The organism is Chryseolinea serpens (assembly GCF_900129725.1).
Taxonomy (GTDB): Bacteria; Bacteroidota; Bacteroidia; order Cytophagales; family Cyclobacteriaceae; genus Chryseolinea; species Chryseolinea serpens.
This window is the reverse complement of sequence record NZ_FQWQ01000001.1, coordinates 143,909-162,414: the sequence shown is the minus strand read 5'-3', so window position 1 is coordinate 162,414 and position 18,506 is coordinate 143,909. Positions and strand designations below refer to the sequence as shown.

At 49.9% G+C, this 18,506-nt stretch carries 10 protein-coding genes; 1 reads left to right on the top strand and 9 read right to left on the bottom strand.

The genetic code is table 11. The features are described 5' to 3' along the window. Positions 1–227: 227 nt before the first annotated feature. From BUB30_RS00550 to BUB30_RS00505, 9 genes are all read right to left on the bottom strand, one after another. Positions 228–668, bottom strand: coding sequence for a hypothetical protein (locus BUB30_RS00550; RefSeq protein WP_073129844.1), 441 nt, complete (start codon positions 666–668; stop codon positions 228–230). Continuing rightward, positions 662–1,318 (bottom strand): hypothetical protein, encoded by a 657-nt coding sequence (locus tag BUB30_RS00545; RefSeq protein ID WP_143164709.1) that lies wholly within the window; start codon positions 1,316–1,318, stop codon positions 662–664. The genes BUB30_RS00550 and BUB30_RS00545 overlap by 7 nt, the downstream gene beginning before the upstream one ends. A gap of 81 nt (positions 1,319–1,399) precedes the next feature. Further along, positions 1,400–1,858 (bottom strand): hypothetical protein, encoded by a 459-nt coding sequence (locus BUB30_RS35395; RefSeq protein WP_073129841.1) that lies wholly within the window; start codon positions 1,856–1,858, stop codon positions 1,400–1,402. A gap of 56 nt (positions 1,859–1,914) precedes the next feature. Beyond that, positions 1,915–2,589 carry a hypothetical protein gene (locus BUB30_RS00535; RefSeq protein WP_073129840.1) on the bottom strand — a complete coding sequence of 225 codons (675 nt, stop codon included), beginning with the start codon at positions 2,587–2,589 and terminating at the stop codon, positions 1,915–1,917. Positions 2,590–3,049: 460 nt separating this feature from the next. Beyond that, positions 3,050–3,787: a hypothetical protein gene (locus BUB30_RS00525; protein ID WP_143164708.1), complete on the bottom strand. Its 738-nt coding sequence runs from the start codon at positions 3,785–3,787 to the stop codon at positions 3,050–3,052. 351 nt (positions 3,788–4,138) lie between these two features. After that, positions 4,139–8,482 carry an RHS repeat-associated core domain-containing protein gene (locus BUB30_RS00520; protein WP_143164707.1) on the bottom strand — a complete coding sequence of 1,448 codons (4,344 nt, stop codon included), beginning with the start codon at positions 8,480–8,482 and terminating at the stop codon, positions 4,139–4,141. Between the two features lie 58 nt (positions 8,483–8,540). Beyond that, positions 8,541–11,876 carry a DUF6443 domain-containing protein gene (locus BUB30_RS00515; RefSeq protein ID WP_143164706.1) on the bottom strand — a complete coding sequence of 1,112 codons (3,336 nt, stop codon included), beginning with the start codon at positions 11,874–11,876 and terminating at the stop codon, positions 8,541–8,543. A gap of 12 nt (positions 11,877–11,888) precedes the next feature. Further along, entirely contained in the window at positions 11,889–16,172 is a 4,284-nt protein-coding gene (locus tag BUB30_RS00510; RefSeq protein ID WP_073129831.1) for an RHS repeat domain-containing protein, read from the bottom strand. A 585-nt stretch (positions 16,173–16,757) separates the two neighbouring features. Further along, on the bottom strand, positions 16,758–17,354 hold the full coding sequence (locus BUB30_RS00505; protein ID WP_073129829.1) for an RNA polymerase sigma factor: 597 nt from the start codon (positions 17,352–17,354) through the stop codon (positions 16,758–16,760). A gap of 319 nt (positions 17,355–17,673) precedes the next feature. On the opposite strand from BUB30_RS00505, the gene agaR reads away from it, so the two are divergent. After that, entirely contained in the window at positions 17,674–18,453 is a 780-nt protein-coding gene (gene agaR, locus BUB30_RS00500) for a transcriptional repressor AgaR (RefSeq protein WP_073129828.1), read from the top strand. The last annotated feature ends 53 nt before the right edge of the window (positions 18,454–18,506 follow it).

Sequence of the window (18,506 nt, the reverse complement as noted above, 5' to 3'; positions counted from 1 at the left end):
CCAGAATACAGATGCCCCGATCTCCGAAAGTCGCGAGACAAAGTACCTTCTTTGATCAACCATTTACCTTTCAAGTCACAATGCACGTGACAGCTACATGTAATTATAGAGATGTATAAAAGAAGCGTCAGGTTGATGAATTTCTTCGGAACTATCGTAGAACATTTCATTTGCTTCTGGCTTGAGTTAGCTGAGTTTATTGAAGCCCCCTTGCTACGCAATGAAGGTTAATAGTCGATCCTGGCCAAAGTCTTATCAACTCTCTGAATTAACTCCTCCGGTGATCCGAGGTCTTTCAAAAGGGTTCTAAATTCCTTAAAGAAATGGGCAGATTTCTGCCTTGTGCCCGTAAAGTAAGTTTCTGCTTTACCATCAATAAAGCTTGTAACTTTGAACACCCCAAATTCATCCAGGCCTCCTTCGCGAAGTAAGTCCTCGCTACTCTTAATATATTCAGACAAGGACTCAAACAAGCGCTTATCGACTTGAACAAACGATTCAGGCGCGACTACCTGCACTTTCTCCGTTGTTATGATTATTGGTGCCATCATCGCATCGCGGGGACCAGCCTGATCGATTCTAATATGATCAGACGTTATTTTACTTAGTGTTTGCGCCTCACAATATGTGTTTAAGAGCAAAAAAGAGATAATTATTGATCTTACCATTTTGTTTTATTTGTAAATGAGTCTAAATGCCAAGGACTAGGCTGCGCTACTTTCAACGGAATAACTGTGAGCTTTCCCTGATTAATGTCGAAACCGTAGGTCATCGTACGAAGTGGCACGAATACACCATTTTTTATTCCACCTATTGTTAGCTCCGCACGCCAGAAAACAGACTTAAAATTTATGCTTCTGCCTGGGTAATCCACCATTATCGTCTTAAAACCATCAGTATTGAAGGAAACAAAGGTATAATACGGCACTCCGTCACCCGGAGTGTCGTTAAATGGCGAAGACTGCGAATAGCTGTTTAGCGCATTAGTTCGAACAGTCTGGATCCATCCGTACTCCGAAAATTGTTCATTGGGGTCGTTAAAACCCAGTCTTATAAAAACACCAAGATATCTAGGATCGGAATAGTCTGCGTCATAATCTAAAACTGTAATTCCTCCTCCTACTTGCTGCGCGGCCAACCTCGCAATCCTCGCAATCCTCGCCTTCTCCACCTCACTCGCCACCCCATGCGCCACATGATTCGCCGACGCCACAATCGCCCCCACAGCAAATCCCCTCCAAAAATCATCTCCCGTGGCCTCCGACGCTAACCCAGAAACCCTGCTGCCGAACCAATCGAAGCCGTAACCTGAACCCACGGCGCCCGACTCCGCCACCGCCGAGCCGACACCGAAACTGATACACCCGACACTGCGCCAACGTTCAAGGCAAAGGTGCCCTTACCGCCTTAAATACTTGTATAAATCTTCGTTGTATTCCAAAATACCCAAGTAATAATCGGTTACACTGAACTGTATTGTATTACTCCGATCATTGTTAACTTCCTCCTTGTTTAGTTTGTCAGTCGAAAGAAAAACGAAGTACTGCGCTCCCTTCACAAGCTTCATTGCCGGTGGAAAACCTTCGCCACTACATTTGGCACTATGAAAAACAATTATCTTTTTTCTGTCGGGCGGAATCTTTTTTTGCTTGAAAATTTCAATTACGTCTCCATGAGCCGAGGAATAACACCTAAAGTTTTCCATCAAAAAAAATGAACTATCGATCGTCACCTTTATCAGCAATATCTCATCTGAGTTCGCCTTCAGGTTATCAATTGCTTCCGTACTCTGCCCATATAAAGTACCGACTACAGAAATAAAAATAATCGTAACTACCGCTTTGCTAATACTTAACATGGTCCGGTCCTATTGATCCTTTAGAGGTCGGAGTGCTCGGCCCCCTTGCAGCGCAACTACTTCACATTCAAATAAAGTGTATCAGAAACTGTTCCACTCCATCTTTCAAAACCATTTAAAATCTTTGGCAATTTCAAATGAGGCAACCTGGTTTTTACCTGTTTGTCATTAACATCCGAATAACTGTTGATTATTTTGTATGAACCCGGAGGTAGAGAGTTTATCCTAGTCATGTCCTTAGAGCTTTGGTGAGGCCTTAAGAAAGCTATTCGATCAAACTTCATCCTGACCCAGTTCATAACATCAGCGCTATCCTTCGTTGATTTGACAAACCGCTTATCACTCACGAATTCAGTGTAAAAAGCTCTTGCAAGAGAATCTGTAAATTTGCCTATTGACTGATCAAACACGGAAACTCTAGGAGCGACATCTCGCAGTTCAGCCGCGATTTCATCTCGATCTTTATTTATTACTTCAAAAGACCACCAACCTTCATTAAAGTCAACAAACTTATCTCCCTCTTGTTTCAGCACGTCAGTCGTGAAATATTGCATTCGATCAAAATACAATTTCTTGTTTGTTCGGTTTTCAATCTTTCCCAGTACTGCCGCTAATTGACCAAATTTTTTAGACTTAACGACAGATAGTTCAATAGCACAAACCACGTCATCCTTTTGAATTTCTGACGCAGTGCAGAGCAGCAGCGTAACAACTATTAATTCAATTTTCATTTGATTTCACGATTTTCACCAGCTTTTTTGTACGCTTCTACCATCCGTCTCCCATCATCCTACCAAAAATGAAGTAAATAGTTGCTGCCAAAATAAGGACTAGCGCAAGACCAATCTGTTGTCTTTTTATCAAAAGGATCAAGCTAGAGATTCCAAAAACCGGAATATTGACCATTGAAATCATGAAAGAATAATACACTAAATGAGCGGAGAAGTAGTGTGCATACACGACAGAATTTATTCGCTGCCAGTCACGAGGATACAAGAACGAAAGAAAACCATATAACGATATCATGATCATTATGCTTGCACTCAGAATCAAATAGATAAAGAATAGTTTTTTAAGTGTTTTCATTATCGCTCCGACGTTACTCCGGAAACCGCGGCAGCCGAACCAATCAACGCCGAGGCCTGATCCCTTGCGCCAATCAACTACTCCAGCCCACTCGAGTCGATATTTTCAATCTTCAACCAATTGCAACGTATAAACTGGGCGATCTGACAATTCAATCTGAAACTTGTCTTTTGTATACCTATAAAAAAGAATAAACTTATCTTTTATCTCAGCCGCAAATTCTTCTTCCTTTTTACCGACTATTTTGATTCGATTTACAACCCGGCCGTTCGAAACATCCGGATAGTCTCTTATCAATTCATAACGTGACCAAGATGAGGAGTTCTTCACTTTTCCGTCCATCGTAAAGGATAGACATTCATTAACACCAACAATGCAGAAGTGCTTGGCCATCTGTATGCGGAATACTGCCCCGTAAAAAGTACTAAATGCAAATCCTTGAAATTCGTTGACGAATTTAATCTCTGACATTCCAGTTGCGGATTCCATACTCAAGATCAAAAAAAAGCCCTGAGTGGAAAGAAAATACCGTGTTTCTGATACTTCCTTTAAATCAAAGTACATTAAATTAACAAAGCGCTCGACGTTTAATATCTCAATGCGTCCTCCATCGTACCCCAGCTGTGCAACGCTTTCTTCGCTTCCATATGCCTTTACCAAAACTCCCTGACTATTAACGGTAATTGACTGGAACGGAATAAGCATTTCTTTTGTGTCTTGTCTGACGGAAGCAGACAGAGCCATGACATATTTCAACGGAATCCAACACCCCTCTGTCAATGGTGTCGAATGCGCTACACTGCACCAAGCACAGATTAACTTTACTATTATTATCTTTCTCATCTATTATTGTCTTTATTATCGTTAACATTTCAAACCCAACTCTATGATACATCATACTTCACTAATTCTACTTTACTGGCCAGTACCAAACAGCTGCCCCGGAGGCTAAAGTAGAACCGGGGATACCATTACTAATCAGGTCAATATGTCCCATGGACTGACCTCCTTCGAATGGCACTTTATAAAAGACTCCCTGCAAATTTGCTTTTTTTGTATCGAATGCCTCCGGTGACATAACTTCTGGTTTTGCAAAAGTTTTACTCAACCATTCCGCCAATGCTTGTGAGCTTGTCACCCATCCTTCTGAAGTGATTGAATATCCCTTCGATTTCGCATAATCTCTTAGCGGCTTCAGTCAACTCCGGCCGCCTCAAGCGTCACACACATTCTTACAGCACATTGGTTTGCCGCCCAATCATCTAGACTAGGATGGCGGATAATGGGATCTCCATTGTTATCAACAGAATTGCATGGATATTTTAACCACATAGTCTCAAAAGTTGGCCAGACTTGCTGCGCGAGCACCCTCGCAATCCTCGCAAACCTCGCCTTCTCCACCTCACTCGCCACCCCATGCGCCACATGATTCGCCGACGCCACAATCGCCCCCACAGCAAACCCCTTCCAAAAATCATCTCCCGAAGCCTCCGACGCCACCCCAGAAACCGCTGCCGCTGAACCAATCGAAGCCGTAACCTGAACCCACTGCGCCGAACGAGCCGTTCCTTTCAGCACCCCTGCCCCAACCCAACTGCCTGCAAATCCAGAAAGTGCACCACTTCCATAACTTCCATTCTGAGCAACTGACAAGGTACCTTGTATGTGCGCATGAAGGGTTGCGCTCAACAATTGTTGCCCGGCCCAGGATTGAATACCCGACTCCGCCACCGCCGAGCCGACTCCGAAACTGAATGCACCCGACACTGCGCCTACCCCGACGTTCAAGGCAAAAGAGCCCCAATTCCAATTGTCGAATCCGTCTTCGCTGAAGGCAACGCTTGCCGTATACGACGCGGCTGCCACGGCTGCGCCAATGATGATGGCCGCGGCTATCGTGATGGGCTCTTCTCCGTTTTGGTCGATCGTGCTCACCGGGTTGTTGCCCATGCCCACAAACAAGCTAAAGCCGGTGAGTTTCGGGTCCATGGTGGTGAAGCGACCCAGTTGCGGATCGAACCTGCGGGCATGGAAGTCGTACCACTGCGTGTTTTCTTCCAGCTCTTTTCCCTGATAAAGGTATTTGATTTCGCTTACATTCTCACGGTGATAATCGTTAAAGGCCAGCCCAAACGGATAGTAGTCGGCTTGTGACAAGAGCGGGCTTAAAGTGTGCTCTACCGTAAAGTCGTCGAAGTACACTTCTACCGGGGTGTCGTTTTCGTTGGAAATCCAGGTATACAACAAGCCTGGGGAGCGTACTTCAATTTCCATTAGCAACTGCTCGTGGGGCCGATCGGTGCCGTCTTCGCGGGCATTTTCGGATATACGCACTCTATCCGATGCCAGGGTAACGTTGCCATCGGGCGTGAGGATCACATAATTGAGAAAGGCATCCGGGCTGGCGTCCGAACGGGCGGCACGAAGGTCATCGGCTGGCCAGGTCTGCGCCGATGAAAGAGACATTTTTCCGCCATCCACGCCTATGCCGGCTCGTGCAGCGGCCACCGTTGCGATGCCCGCCAACTTATCGACTACTGCCCTCAGGTTGGGGCGGGCCAAGTCCAGGTATTTTGCATAGACTTCCATCTTCACTTTGTCGCCTGGCATAACGCTAAGCGATTTTGCGAGGCCTTTCCGTTCGTTGGTTGTGCCGTTGAGCCTGATGGCGTTGTAGGTCTTGCCGGCAACCGGTGTGGTTTCAGGATAAGTGTGGTCGTAGAGCGGGAGGTTCACCACCACGGCCTTGTCGTAGTACAAAAACTCGCTGTGTTCTTTTGCCGCATTCACGGTTTCCATCGTGGCCGTGGCGGTAATCGTATTCACCTTCGTGGTGAACGTAGCCCGCACGTTGCCCAGGTAATCCTTTAGATCGTACTGATATTCCCAGCCCCGGCCCGCGGGCACGACACGGCCTTCGTCGTGAAGGATGAATTGGAGCACGCCGTTTTCGTAAACAAAAGGCCCGACGTAGTCGATCGTTTTAGCAGTGCCTCCTGTCGTCACTTTCTGTCGAAGCTTTTCGCCGCTGGCTGTGTAAAGATAGGTCACAAATTCGCTGGCCGACCTGGAGATCAACTCCGGTTTATCCAGGTAGTTGTATTGTATGCTGTTCAGTGCCGTCAGCCCTTTGTTTTTGTCGGTTGTCAGGTTGCCGTTGGCGTCGTAATGATAGTCATCCTCTCCGCCGGTGTTGCCGTCGACAAAACCTTCGTTGTCTATCCCGTCGTCGGTCACGTTCATCAGCTTGTTAGTTTGATAAGCATATTTCAACACGTCCTGGTCAGTGCCTGATTCGCCGCCCCGGTTCATCGACAGTATGTTACCATTCTGGTCGTACTGAAAGTTGTCCTCGTTAAACTGTTCGACGTTCTCCCACGTGCCGGCCTTCCGGCTGTGGTTGGCCGACAGCAGCCGGCTTTGTGCATCGTAGGCGAACCGGTAGCCGCGCTCGGTCGGCTCGTCGATGCCTTGCGACGCGTCTTGTATGCCCAGCCCTTGATTTACACTCCACCGGGTAGCCGATATATTACCACTGTACAGGGATGTAAACCCGGGTATCCCGATGTCGTCGTTATAACCCAGCTCCATGCCGAACAGGTCCTTGGGGTCGCCGGCCGCCTCTGCCGCAAGGTCTGCGTGGTTAATGCGTGTCATCCACCCTTGTGCATTGTATCTATAGTCGATAACCTGTTTAAAGGTGACACCCCTGTCTTCGGAGTGCAGTTTCTTTGTAACGACCTGCCCCACCTCGTTGTACTCTAGACTCGAAAGCAGCACTTCGGGGGAATTGTTCACCTGGTGCCACACGTGAAGCAGGCGGCTGGTGTGATCGTATTCGTGGCGCCGGTACAAAACGATGGCCTTCTTTTGAGGAACGTTGTGCGTGGTCTTGCTTTTCAGCACCAGACCTGTAAAATCCAGGACCATGGTGTTGCGGTCTACACCGCCAAGATGGTTGCTCGCGGAAGTTTGCACCACCCTCAGCTTCTGATCATAGTAACGCGCGCCCCATAGCCATACGTTATTTGCATCCAGCACTTTCGTCTTGGTGGCTGTTACAAGCCCCTTCACTTGCAGGAACGGTTTCGCCTGCTGGCTGTATGCCTTGCCCGCCATGGCAACCGTCCCTGCAATGTCTTTGGCCACATAATTAAAGGCGGTATTCTGCAATGAGGCTATCGCCGCATAGTCGTCGTAGTAGGTTGCCGAAAGATAGTCTTCTTCGTTGGCCGCTTGCGGAAACGATGTGTTGCTGTAATAATGCACGTTGCCTGCGGCCGGTCCGACAAAGGTTTCAAACAGCGCCGGCGCGGTTGCCGTGGAAGGATGATAAAAGTCCGATACTGCCGTTTGCATCCCTTGCCGGTCGCGGTTCGCATGATCTTTATAAATGCCCGAGAGTATGGGCCTGTCATATTGGTCGTATTTGATAAAGGTCCATTCCCTCGGGCTTTTTGCGCGCTGGTTTCCATCCTGGGTGAGCACGAGCCGGTCGTATTCGTCGTACACCATGTCTATCCAATCGGCGTCCGGCGTCTTTTTAGTCACCATGCGCTGGTGGTCGTCGAACTGGTAGCAGAAGTCGTTATCCAGTACGTTTACTTGCATGGTCCCTGTATTGGAGGGGCAATTATTTTCGTCGGTGTAACTGACACTGACGGATTGCTCCCCGCCCTTGTTCCAGTGAACGAAAATTTGGTTTGTGTTGTCGCCTTTTATAATCGTTCCCCCCGTTACGGACCACCGGTAGTCACTCATTCTGCCTGCTGTGACATAGATATTCTTCGTGTTGCATACGCTGGCAACAGACAAGCCGCCGGAAAATCCCACTGGACTCTTCGGATAGATCGTTACGGGAATGCCGTTCGAGACACGGGAGGATCCCGCGCTAACGGTGTATAGACCTGACGATGTGGCGCTATAGGTTTGGGACGTTGCCCCTGGAATGGCCGTTCCGTCCTTTTGCCATTGATAGGATTGCGTGCTGCTGAAATTACTAATGGTCAGGGGCACGTTGCCCCCTTCGCATGCCGACGTCGCGCTGCTTGTAATGGTTGGCGGAACGAACGTGTAGGTCAAATGCAAGCCGAATAATTGGGGGCGCTGCTTGGGCTCTGGAAAGTCCGGTCGCGAATATCGGTTGATCATCAATAACAGCGCATCGCCTTGCCCGGGGTTGGCAATCACGTCCCGTACTAATGGCGTGATGTTGAGCCGGTAATCTTGGTAAAAGAAAGAAGTCTGCACCTCGTTGTAGCTTACCGCAACCCCTCCGGCCATGCGCCGAATGTCTGCCTGGAAGGTGGCGCGATTGTCGTCGTTACGAGCCGTAAGATCGAGGTAAACCTGGTCGATCGCGGCGCCCGGTGGTATTTCCACCAGGTTGATCCGGATCGTGAAGCTTAGATTGTGACCGTCGAAAGAAAAGCCGGCCACGTTGTTTGGGCCAAGCGTTACACTGCTATAATTTTGTGCCCTTAATGTTGAAATTCCAAAAAAGCACAACAGGAAACTAAAGGCGTATAGGGTTTTCAAAATCGGAATGTTTTAATGGATGGTAATTTTTTTGCCACGGGTTGAACTGGGGCCATGGTCAATCGATGTTGTGGAGTTCCTTCAAATGTTTTACGGCCTCGGGCGTAAGTATTTCCACCAGTCTGCCGAGCGGGTCGTAGATGTAGTAGGTATCGGCATAGTTGGTTCGGGTCAGCGGGGGATCCACGCCGCGCGCCAGTTGCACGCGCTTCAAAATCAAGCGGCCGTTCAAGTCCTTGAATTCGATCACAACGGTGTTATCGTCGTCGTATGTTTTCGTTTTGTACAACCAGCCGACCGGCCAAAAGTAAGGTTCAAAGAAGAACGTGTTGCTAAAGGGATTATAGCCAAAGCGCAAGACTTCATGTTCCGCGTTGAGCTCCAACCTGCTCTTCACGGCATGGTCGTTCAATTGCGCATCCGGGGTGGGCTGCCATTCCGGGCCGATACCGCCCTGCTTCACAATTCGGTTGAGCGGCGACTTCTCGAACACGGTCTGGCTATAGGCATCCGGTGTGCCGGCCACCTTGTCGGGTGGCGAGGCGTAGAATACTGCGGCATGCTTTTCGGCGCGGTCGACATAATTTCCTGGTTCGTCCTGCTCCTTGGTGAAGGCCAGGTATTGTCGCGAAGACATTCCGAATTCGTCGAAGTATACGGGCGTCACCACATCTTTACCGCTGGGCGATTCCTGTTGTACCACCGTTTGTATTTCAGTACCCAGGCCGTTGTAGTAAGTCCAGGTAATGTGACGTTGCTCTTTGGTCAAAGACGAGATGAGGTCGTTCACGGCGTCGGCGTTCGGCGCATAATGCGTTGGCTTGGGCAGAATGTCCTTGGCGGTGACGGACGTTTCACGCACAAAATTCATGTCGGGCAAAAAGGTCCGGGCCGCGGCATAGACTTCCTTCGTCTGTTCGGTACCCGCGCGTGAAAATATTCTGTAAGCGTAGGCAGTGCCCTCCGTGAGGTCTGCATCCTGATAGTCGTGTGTGCCTGCTGGCACTGTGGCAAGGTCTGCAAAGGTTCCGGAGGCGTCTTGTCGCTGGATCACGTATTCGGTTTGATTGCCGGCCGGCTCGTCCCAATGGAGGTCGATGCGATTGATCGCTACGGGTTGCGCCAGGAAGCCGATGGGTGTTCCCGGACAATAGGCGTTGACCGTGACAACCACCTCATCGGTGGTGCTGCATCCATCGGTAGTGGCGGTTACGGAAAAGGTGTAGCTGCCCGCTGTCGTCGGATCGAAGGTTATTTCCTGTGTGGTTTCTCCAGTGCTCCAGGCGTAGCTATCGGCCTCTCCCGCACGCAAGGTGGCTTGGCCGGCAACGCATATGGTCTCGTCCATACCTGCAGAGGCTTTGGATTTGAATTGCGGCAGAAACGTTTTCGTGTTGCTGCAGCCATTGAGGGTAACTTCAAGGCTGTAGGAGGTCCAATCGCTGGGCGCCACCGTTACGGCGCGCGTGGTGGCGTTCATGGGTTGCCAATGGTAGGTCGCGCCGGGAACCTCCGAGGCTTCCATTACAAACGACTCACCCGGGCAAACGTCGGGCATGCTCACCAATTCAACTTCGGGCCGTTCGTGCACCACGATGGTGATCAGTTTCGAAACCGGCGAGCACCCGGCTTTGGATAACGTTACCTTAAGCGTGGTCGTGGTATCGGGTGCAAAGATGAATGGGTCTTTAATCACGCCAATGGTCTCTTTCTCTACATCGTCTGGTATTTCCCACGATGCGGTGACGTCGGGATTGTTTACCGACAGATCGACCTGGTCGCCTTTGCAAAGTGTCTTGTTGTTGGGAAAGGTGATGGCTGTACCGCAGAGGTTTACGGGTGCCGACAGTTCCTGCACTTTGACAATCCAGTAATCGTATTGCCCCCTGTACCGGGGGGGCTCTGTTTTGTCGGTGCCTTGATCCGAATTGGAGTAACCGCCCAGTACATAAGTGTCGTCTTGCGCCCCCGTCGTGGCAGTCGTTAACCAGTCGTCGTAATAAAATAAGGGACCTCCTCCAAAACGCTTATCCCATTGCTTATTTCCCGTGGCACTTATGCGCAGGCACCAATAGTCGAAGCCGCCTTTTGAATCTTCGGTGAGGTCGCTGCCGGCCGGCGAATCCGTATATCCAAACAGCACGAAATCCCCATTGTCTTTTTTAAGTATCGATGCGCAATAATCTGTTCCACTGCCACCAAAAACTTTGTCCCACACTTTGTTGCCGCCGGCGTCAATTTTAATGACCCAAAAATCGGTGCCCTGCGAGGGCTGGCTTTTATCAAGTCCGGCCTGGGAGCTCGACGCCCCGCCCAATAAGAACCCGCCGTCGTCGGTCTGGACCATTGTGGTGAGGTGATCGAATGAATCGCCTCGAAACTTCTTATCCCATTGTCTTTCTCCATGCGCGTCTATTTTAATAACCCAATAATTCGCTGCCGTATAGTCGTTGTCGCCGCTGGCAAATCCACCCAGCAAATAACCGCCATCGCTGGTTTGAACCACGGCATTGCAGACGTCCCATCCTGCCGTGCCAAAGGCTTTGTCCCATTCTTTGATGCCCCTGGAATCGATTTTTACGACCCAATAATCACCCGACCCCAAAGCAGGTGCAGTCCGATCGCCGCCTTGTCCCGCTACACTGCTTCCGACCAGCAAGTATCCATTGTCGGTGGTTTGAATCAACGTCGATAATTCATCATAGTCCGTTCCACCAAATCGCTTGTCCCATTCTTTAACGCCTTGAGCGTTGATCTTTACGATCCAATAGTCGTGGTCTCCCCGTGACGATTCGCTTTTATCCCATCCGATCTCCGCGCTGGAAGAACCACCCAGCATATAGCCACCGTCATTTGTCTGAACGAGAGACCTGAGGACGTTAGCTCGGCGAGCAGGACCTGACTCTCCGCCGCCAAATCTTTTATCCCATTGCTTGTCGCCTTGTGCGTTTGTCTTTACTATCCAAAAGTCATGCAGGCTTCTGGCATCTTCGGTGACGTCGCCAATATTTCCTCCTTGTGTAGTGCCACCCAGCAAATACCCGCCGTCGCCAGTATTGACGATGGCATGACAAGCGTCGTTATACCCGCCAAACGTCTTGTCCCAAACCTTGTCCAGGTCTGTAGCAGTACGTTGGGCATTCGCACGCAAAGGAGCCTTCGCCTTCAATGCCCTTGGAGCCAACGCTTTCACTGTATTTTGACGGCTCTTGAGATACCCTGTCATTTGTGTAATCATGGGAGCATCGTATTCATAAGGCAGCTTTAGCAGCCGGCAGGCTTGTACCCTCAGGAGGCTGTCGCCGGGGGAAATTTTCGTCTTAAAGATCTGCGCCATCGTTCGTTGACAGCCCGGCAGATTCATGACGAGCATGATCATTAGAAAGTATTTCATGTGTCTCATAGCTCAATCGGTTGGTGATTTCTTAAATCCATAGAGATAGTGCTTCACGATGTTCTTGTTATCGTCGGTGATGTAGTGTTGACGATCGAGCCTATCGTAGTAATAATAGGTCGTGATCATGGAAGGCCCGGTCTCGGCCACCTTTTGCTCTTTGCTGTTGTAGGCGATGGTGGTCATGTAAGCCCCCGGTGGATGCAGGCGTAGCTCGTCGAGGTATCCTGCAGGGGCAACTTGAATGGTGCCTGGCGTGGCCAGGTTCACAACGACCTTCCTTTGCGTCCAGCCTAATCGTTGCAACACGTCGGTTTCCGACACAACGCTCCCGCCGGAAGTGCTGGTGGTGACCGCGCCGTCCCGGTACCAGAAGTACAGTTCGTATGTTCCCACCGGCAGGGTCGCGCTCGTCGCGGGCTTTCCCTTTAGCGATTTGCTTCCTGTGAATACCCGGCTGGCAGCGGCATTGAGGGCTGCCGGATCGAAGGTCCAGCCTTTGTTCTGGCCGGGCTCAAAGCCCGTGTAGGCAACCTGGTCGTATGCGGCATGGGAAGCGTTGAGGATGGGGTTGCGTTTCAGATCGTCGTAGGCGGCCGCTTCGGGCGTGTTCTTAAAGTTGAAACTCTCCAGGATATTGCCCACGGCGTCGCGAAGCGTGACCTTGTTTGTCAGCCGCCAGTCGGGCCCCGGATCGGTGCCATCGTAGTGGGTAAAAGATTCATCGCCCGAGCCGCGCCACACGTACGAACGGGTAGGCTGTGGAACGCCGGTGGTTTGCCATAGCGTGGCCGTGCTTGAGATCGTGTTTCCGTCTACCCTGTTGACCGTGCCCACGATCTCGCTGAGGATATTTTTCGCCGTGGCGGGCGATTCGTTTGGCGGCGCCGGGTATACATCTTTGTAGTATGCATAGATCGTCTCGGACCCCATCCAAGTTGCTTCACCGTTATACTGTTTAGTGCTTGAAACCAGCCCGGTCTGTGCGTCGTAGACGGTGATGGCGGCTGTGGTGAAGGTTGAATGGTCCGGATAATAGGCGGTGCTGATCGTCTTGACGGGCCGCAGAAAGCTGCTTATGCCAATCCACACGGGTCCGCTGGCGGTGTTGCGAAAGATGTTGTTTTCATAACGCGAATAGAACGTGGTAGAGGATTGAAGCTTGGTGCCAACATCGTCGTACACTTCGGTGAGATACGGGGTACCCACGATCTGCCCGCCAAATGTTTCATCCTGGGCCTCGGGCACATTAGTGTACTTTCCGCTCTTCAGATCCTTGCGATTGTAATAATAATGTCGCGTGAATCCATGAGGGCGCTTCGCCGGGTCGAGGCTGCCATTGATCACGTCCACTTGATTGAATGTAGGATAGGCCCCGTTGGCCGACATGACGGCAGAAGCGGTGTTATAGCTAAACGATTTCTTGAAGTCGAGATACCCGTCGTTCACGGTGATGGAGGACACCACCAGCGATTCGTGGCCTCCGGTAATCTGATCGTCGCTCAGTCGGAACAGGTATAGCGCTTTCGACCTTTCCTTGGTTGGGTTGGTCCGGTCGAAGGCTACATAGATGTTGTATCCACCAAAATGTTTGTCCTTCCAGCCATCCTCCCAGATGTGCACGACGTCGTCCATGAGATAGGGAATAGTATACGCCTGGTCCCTGCCGTTTTTCAGATAGTGGATGACCGTACTGCCGGGAATGTCTGACGTCGATAGATCAAGCGGTATGGATTCGGTAAAGACATTGGGCCCAACGGTATTTACATCGCTACCCGACCTCCCTTCGGTAGGAAACTCCGCAATGTTCAACCACGATCCGTCCGGCTCGCGGTAAAGGATCGCTCCACCCAGAAGCACTGCGCTTGAAAGACCCGCGAAGACTGGAGTCTGTCCCTCGTTTTTTGTCCATGTATTGGTGTTGGGATCGAATTCTGTGTGAACAAACCATGGAAAATCTGGCAGAAAAAATTTGCCCCCGTAAACGATACCTTGCGGTGTAAAGAAGGTCTTGTTTGTGTGATGGTTTCGACCAAACGGATTCGTCACAAAATTGCTGCCGTTGAAGGCGCCGATGTAACCCACATTGCAAAGGACCCGGCCTTTGTCATTTAGGAATACGGGGTCGCTTTCTTTGTAGGTGGTGAACAGTTCGATCCGCTTGGTAATATTATAGTTATCGTCCCACTGATAGGCATACTCCGGGTTGTCGTCGGCCATGCATAGGGAAAGGGCCGGTGCATTGTACCAAAAGGACCGGTCTGTACCATCGGCGTCGCGTTTGGCTTTTCCGCTGGCAAAGCGAAAGTTGGTGGGAAATACATTTCGCACCCATTCTAAATCTTCCGTCAGATACCAAATGGTGGTAAGGTCTTTCCCGTTGGGGTTTTCGTCGTTGTTGTGGTAAATGATATAGTTGTTTTCACCGGATAGGGCATTGTCTATCGCGGTGAACGACGTTTCGTGGTCCTCCATCACCCACATCGAACCGTTCCAGGTATAGGTTGTAAATCCGCGCGAAGCCCTCGACCCAAGCGCTATGTACCGGTTGCCGCTGAAAAGAAATGTTTCAGATGCCCAATAGCCTTCGTCGCACTTCTTGTGAAAAAAATAGTAGGGCAAGTCTATGTTTTCGAATTTGAACTTTTCCCACCCGGTCTTGGACTTCCTAAAGACAAACAGGTCCTTTCGGTTGCAGTCGCCGAACGACCCGTCGCTGTTCTCCGACCGTTTTACAAAAGCAAAGAAGTCGGGCTGCAGGGTAAACAAAGCTTTGAAGCGGTTCAGGTCGTCGCTAACGTCGTAGGCGCCGATCCTTCCCATGTTATACTCCACCCACTCGCCTTCCCATTGATAGATATACAGATATCCCTGGGCATCATAGATATTACCGGCGTCGTTTAGCTCACGCCATATGACCACGACATAGTCCGACCCCACTTGCAAGTCGGCGAAGCCGATAGACTTCCCTGCCGTAGGCGCAGGAGGTTTTATCGTCAGGTCTCTTTTGCTCAAACCGTTCACCGGTTTAAGGCTGACGCCGGGGATGGTATATTTTCCGTTTGAATAGACAAAACCTCCGAGAATATTGGATTTTAATTGGTAGTTATAGGAGATGACTCCGCCGATGGAATTGTCCACGTGCGAGAGATAACCCCGGGCATCACCTTCGCGATGATAACCGAATACCGTAGCGGGAACTTGTTCTCCGTTGGCGTTTGTCTTTTGTATTTTTGTGAGCAATCGCTTATAAAACTCGCCGACGCCTTCCTTCCCATATATAAAATCATAGTCGAGTTTGATGGTATACAGCAAGGCTTTCTTCTCATCGTAGGTCGCCACGCTCGACAAGTAGCGCGACTCGTATTTTTCCTGATAGGCATCCGGTTCGGCGGCTTCAACGTGCGGGTCCTGATATTCCCGCTTCACCGCCGGGTTGCGAAAGGCATAAGGCGCCGAGCATTGCTCGCACAGCTTGTCCTGGTATTTCAGCTCAATCGAATTGCCGGTGGGTCCCACAATCTTTCTCAGTGCGGATGCCCGGGTGTGGTACTTGCCGGTGGACGCGCCGACGCGCTCTTCGATATTGGTATAATAATAGGTCAGTTTGTCGCCCCATAAATTCTCGACCGTCGACAGGTTCCACGCATAGGCTAGCGGCAATTGTCCGGCCTGCACGTTGCTGTCGCCCATCCAGTTGCCCCAACGAACCATGTACTGTACAGTGCCGTCAGCTTTGCTTCTCTTGTTGTCGCCGAATACGCTTTTGTAGCCATTGTCTTTTGTGATCACCCACTTTTCGTCGTTGTAATAATAGAGGATAATCCAGGGTTGATGCGTTTCGAGCACATAGGTCCGGTAATTCTTTTTGGGGGTGTGTTGGTCGGCATCCGTGCAGACCAGCTTATTCAAAGAACCGCTTTCCGACAGGTAAAATGTGTCGTCGTGTCGTGTACCGGTGTTTTGGTGGTCGGCAACAATGTGGGTGAAATCCAGATACCACCCCAGCCCTACTGTGCCTGTGGGTGCATCGCGATTCCAGGTGCCGACTTGCTGCTTTACACCGGCCGAGTTGTACAGGATGGTAAGCTGCGGATTCAGTCCACCGCGACCGGGCAGCGAAGCCAGGGTCATGGGGAAACCCGCCTGGCCGGTAAAAAGATTAATGCTGTTCTGCAACGACCCCACGTCGTTCGGGTTGGCTGACAGCATGGGTTGTTGATTGTCTTGTGCATGGTTGCTTGTGCAGGGAACAACATACAAGCAAACTGTGATAACGATAGCCGAGATTTTCATGAGGAGAACCTTTGAAGTTTACCAATAACTGGGTGACCTGCCCCTCATTCCAACGCGGTTTCAAATACGTCTCTGGCACTGCAAAAAATTTGCAGTCTGGAAAAAAAGTGAATTTTTTTTAAGAAACTCAAATGAGGTAGTCCTCGCTCCCAAGGATGTTCACTATTGAATGGGTGAAATCGAAAACCTCCTGGCTGCCAAACCAAAACCGCAATACCCTGCCCGTTGGGGTATCATTGAATTGTGAAGGCCGTCGAGGTGAAAGAAGTGATGTTGCCCGGGTTTACAGGCGGGTCTTTTTTTTAACCCAAAACTCTCGCCCTCGCCCTTGTTGGTGTTCTTCACCAACAAGCTTTAGGCGCGAGGCAATAAATTTTTGTCAAGCCATTTGACGTTTCATATTGTTTGCGCCTTGAACGATTTCTGCGCGATAAGGTGAACTCATGCCTCATGTTGTTGGTGAAGAACACCAACAACGGCCCAACAACGGCCGGGCACGGCGGGGTATAAAACGAAAATCCCCGCGGTGAACAAGTGCTTTTGTTCAGCCGCGGGTCTTTCCTTTTTTAACCCAAAACTATGTCTTTACTGAAATTTGTGTTCCGGTAGTTTGGTGAGTTCGCCCTGGAGGTTGTCCATGGCTTTGGAGACGAGGTTGTAGATCGATTCGGTACTGATCGCCATGAGGTTGGCGATCTCGGTGTAGCTGAGGTTGGAGTAGAATTTCAGGTATACGGCTTCCTTTTGTCGTTTCGTCAGGACTTCCAAGGCGCGGTTGATCTTGCGGCGTTGCTCTTCTTTGCGTTGCTCGGAGATGATCTGGTCTTCCTTTGAGTGAACGAATTCGAGCGTGGGCCACTGAAGGAAACTGTTCTCGCGCGTGCGGGTCCTCTTCAATTGGCGTATAACCTTTCGTTGCAGGGAACTGATCAGGTAGGCCTTCACCGAGTCGGGGGTGGACAAATTGAGTTTGTTCTTCCAGATCTCCATGAACAGGTCGTGGATGCAATCCTTGACCAGGTCCTTGTCGGTCGACACGCGAAGGCCGTGTTGGATGAGCGTTTTGAAATAGCGGTGGTATAGCATGGCGAAAGCTTTTCTGTCGCCGCTTTGGAAATTACCCCAGATCACCTCGTCACAGTCCTTTTCATATTCGGTCGTGTATACAGGTTTTGCTTTCATAGGCGCAGGGGTTTAGCTTTCTATTTCCTTCGTAACCCGAAACATTCGATTTGGTTATGGCCAAAGGCCACCATCTTATATTTCGTTTACTTACTAAACAAAAATAAAATTTTATTTTTCATTTCGAATAGAAATCGAAAACATTTTTTCAATAAAAAATAAGGAAATGAAACATTTATTAGGTGTTTCCGATAACGATCGAAATAAACGAGGTTTTTAGAAACAGGCCTGCGGAAGGATCATAAGGATATAGGGCAAATTGAGCTTATAAAATAAGTTACTGTATTTACTATCTTTACTTTCGTAAAAACCTAACCTCATGGCCAAGAAAAGAGACAGTACCGTTGGCAGGCGAAAAGAGATCCTTCATTTGCTCTCGGAAAAAGGCGAAGTGTTTGTGGAAGAGCTGAGCAAGTTGTTCAGCGTTAGCGAAGTGACCATCCGCAACGACCTGGACCAACTCGAGCAGAAGAATACCCTGATCCGCGCCCGCGGTGGCGCCCTGAAGTTCGAGACCGGCGTGGCCAACGACCAACGCCTGGCCGACAAGAGCCGCATCAACTTCCAGGAAAAAGCCCGCATCGGCAAAGTGGCCGCCCAACTCATCACCGAGTCGGACACCATCATTATCGACTCGGGGTCCACTACCTCTGAATTGGTTCGTAACCTTCCTGATTTACAGGACCTTACGGTCATCACCAACGCGTTGAACATCGCCAATCAACTGATCACCAAGCCCAACATCAACATGATCATGCCGGGGGGCTATTTGCGGAAAAATTCACTTTCCCTGGTGGGTCCGCTGGCTGAAAAAAGCCTGCGTAACTTCAATGTCGATAAAGCTTTTCTGGGTGTCGATGGTTTTGATACGCGACAAGGGGTGTTCACTCCTAACGTGGAAGAAGCCCGCCTCAATGAGATCATGATCGAGATATCGAAAGAGGTGATCCTGCTGGTCGACTCCAGCAAATTCAAAAAGCGCAGTCTCGCTTTCATCTGTTCCATCGAACAGATCGATAAAGTGATCACGGACACCAACATCACCCCCGACGACAAAAAACGCCTTCAAGACGCCGGCGTAGAGGTCATTACCGTGTAGGACAGGCAAAAAGGTGAAAAAATCCCTTATTTGTTCTGAAACATAAGCTTAAA

What these genes read in the sequence shown, in the direction of transcription:
- BUB30_RS00550 (WP_073129844.1), bottom strand. Translation starts at nt 668, where the DNA reads ATGGTAAGATCAATAATTATCTCTTTTTTGCTCTTAAACACATATTGT.
- BUB30_RS35395 (WP_073129841.1), bottom strand. Translation starts at nt 1,858, where the DNA reads ATGTTAAGTATTAGCAAAGCGGTAGTTACGATTATTTTTATTTCTGTA.
- BUB30_RS00535 (WP_073129840.1), bottom strand. Translation starts at nt 2,589, where the DNA reads ATGAAAATTGAATTAATAGTTGTTACGCTGCTGCTCTGCACTGCGTCA.
- BUB30_RS00525 (WP_143164708.1), bottom strand. Translation starts at nt 3,787, where the DNA reads ATGAGAAAGATAATAATAGTAAAGTTAATCTGTGCTTGGTGCAGTGTA.
- BUB30_RS00515 (WP_143164706.1), bottom strand. Translation starts at nt 11,876, where the DNA reads ATGAAATACTTTCTAATGATCATGCTCGTCATGAATCTGCCGGGCTGT.
- BUB30_RS00510 (WP_073129831.1), bottom strand. Translation starts at nt 16,172, where the DNA reads ATGAAAATCTCGGCTATCGTTATCACAGTTTGCTTGTATGTTGTTCCC.
- BUB30_RS00505 (WP_073129829.1), bottom strand. Translation starts at nt 17,354, where the DNA reads ATGAAAGCAAAACCTGTATACACGACCGAATATGAAAAGGACTGTGAC.
- agaR (WP_073129828.1), top strand. Translation starts at nt 17,674, where the DNA reads ATGGCCAAGAAAAGAGACAGTACCGTTGGCAGGCGAAAAGAGATCCTT.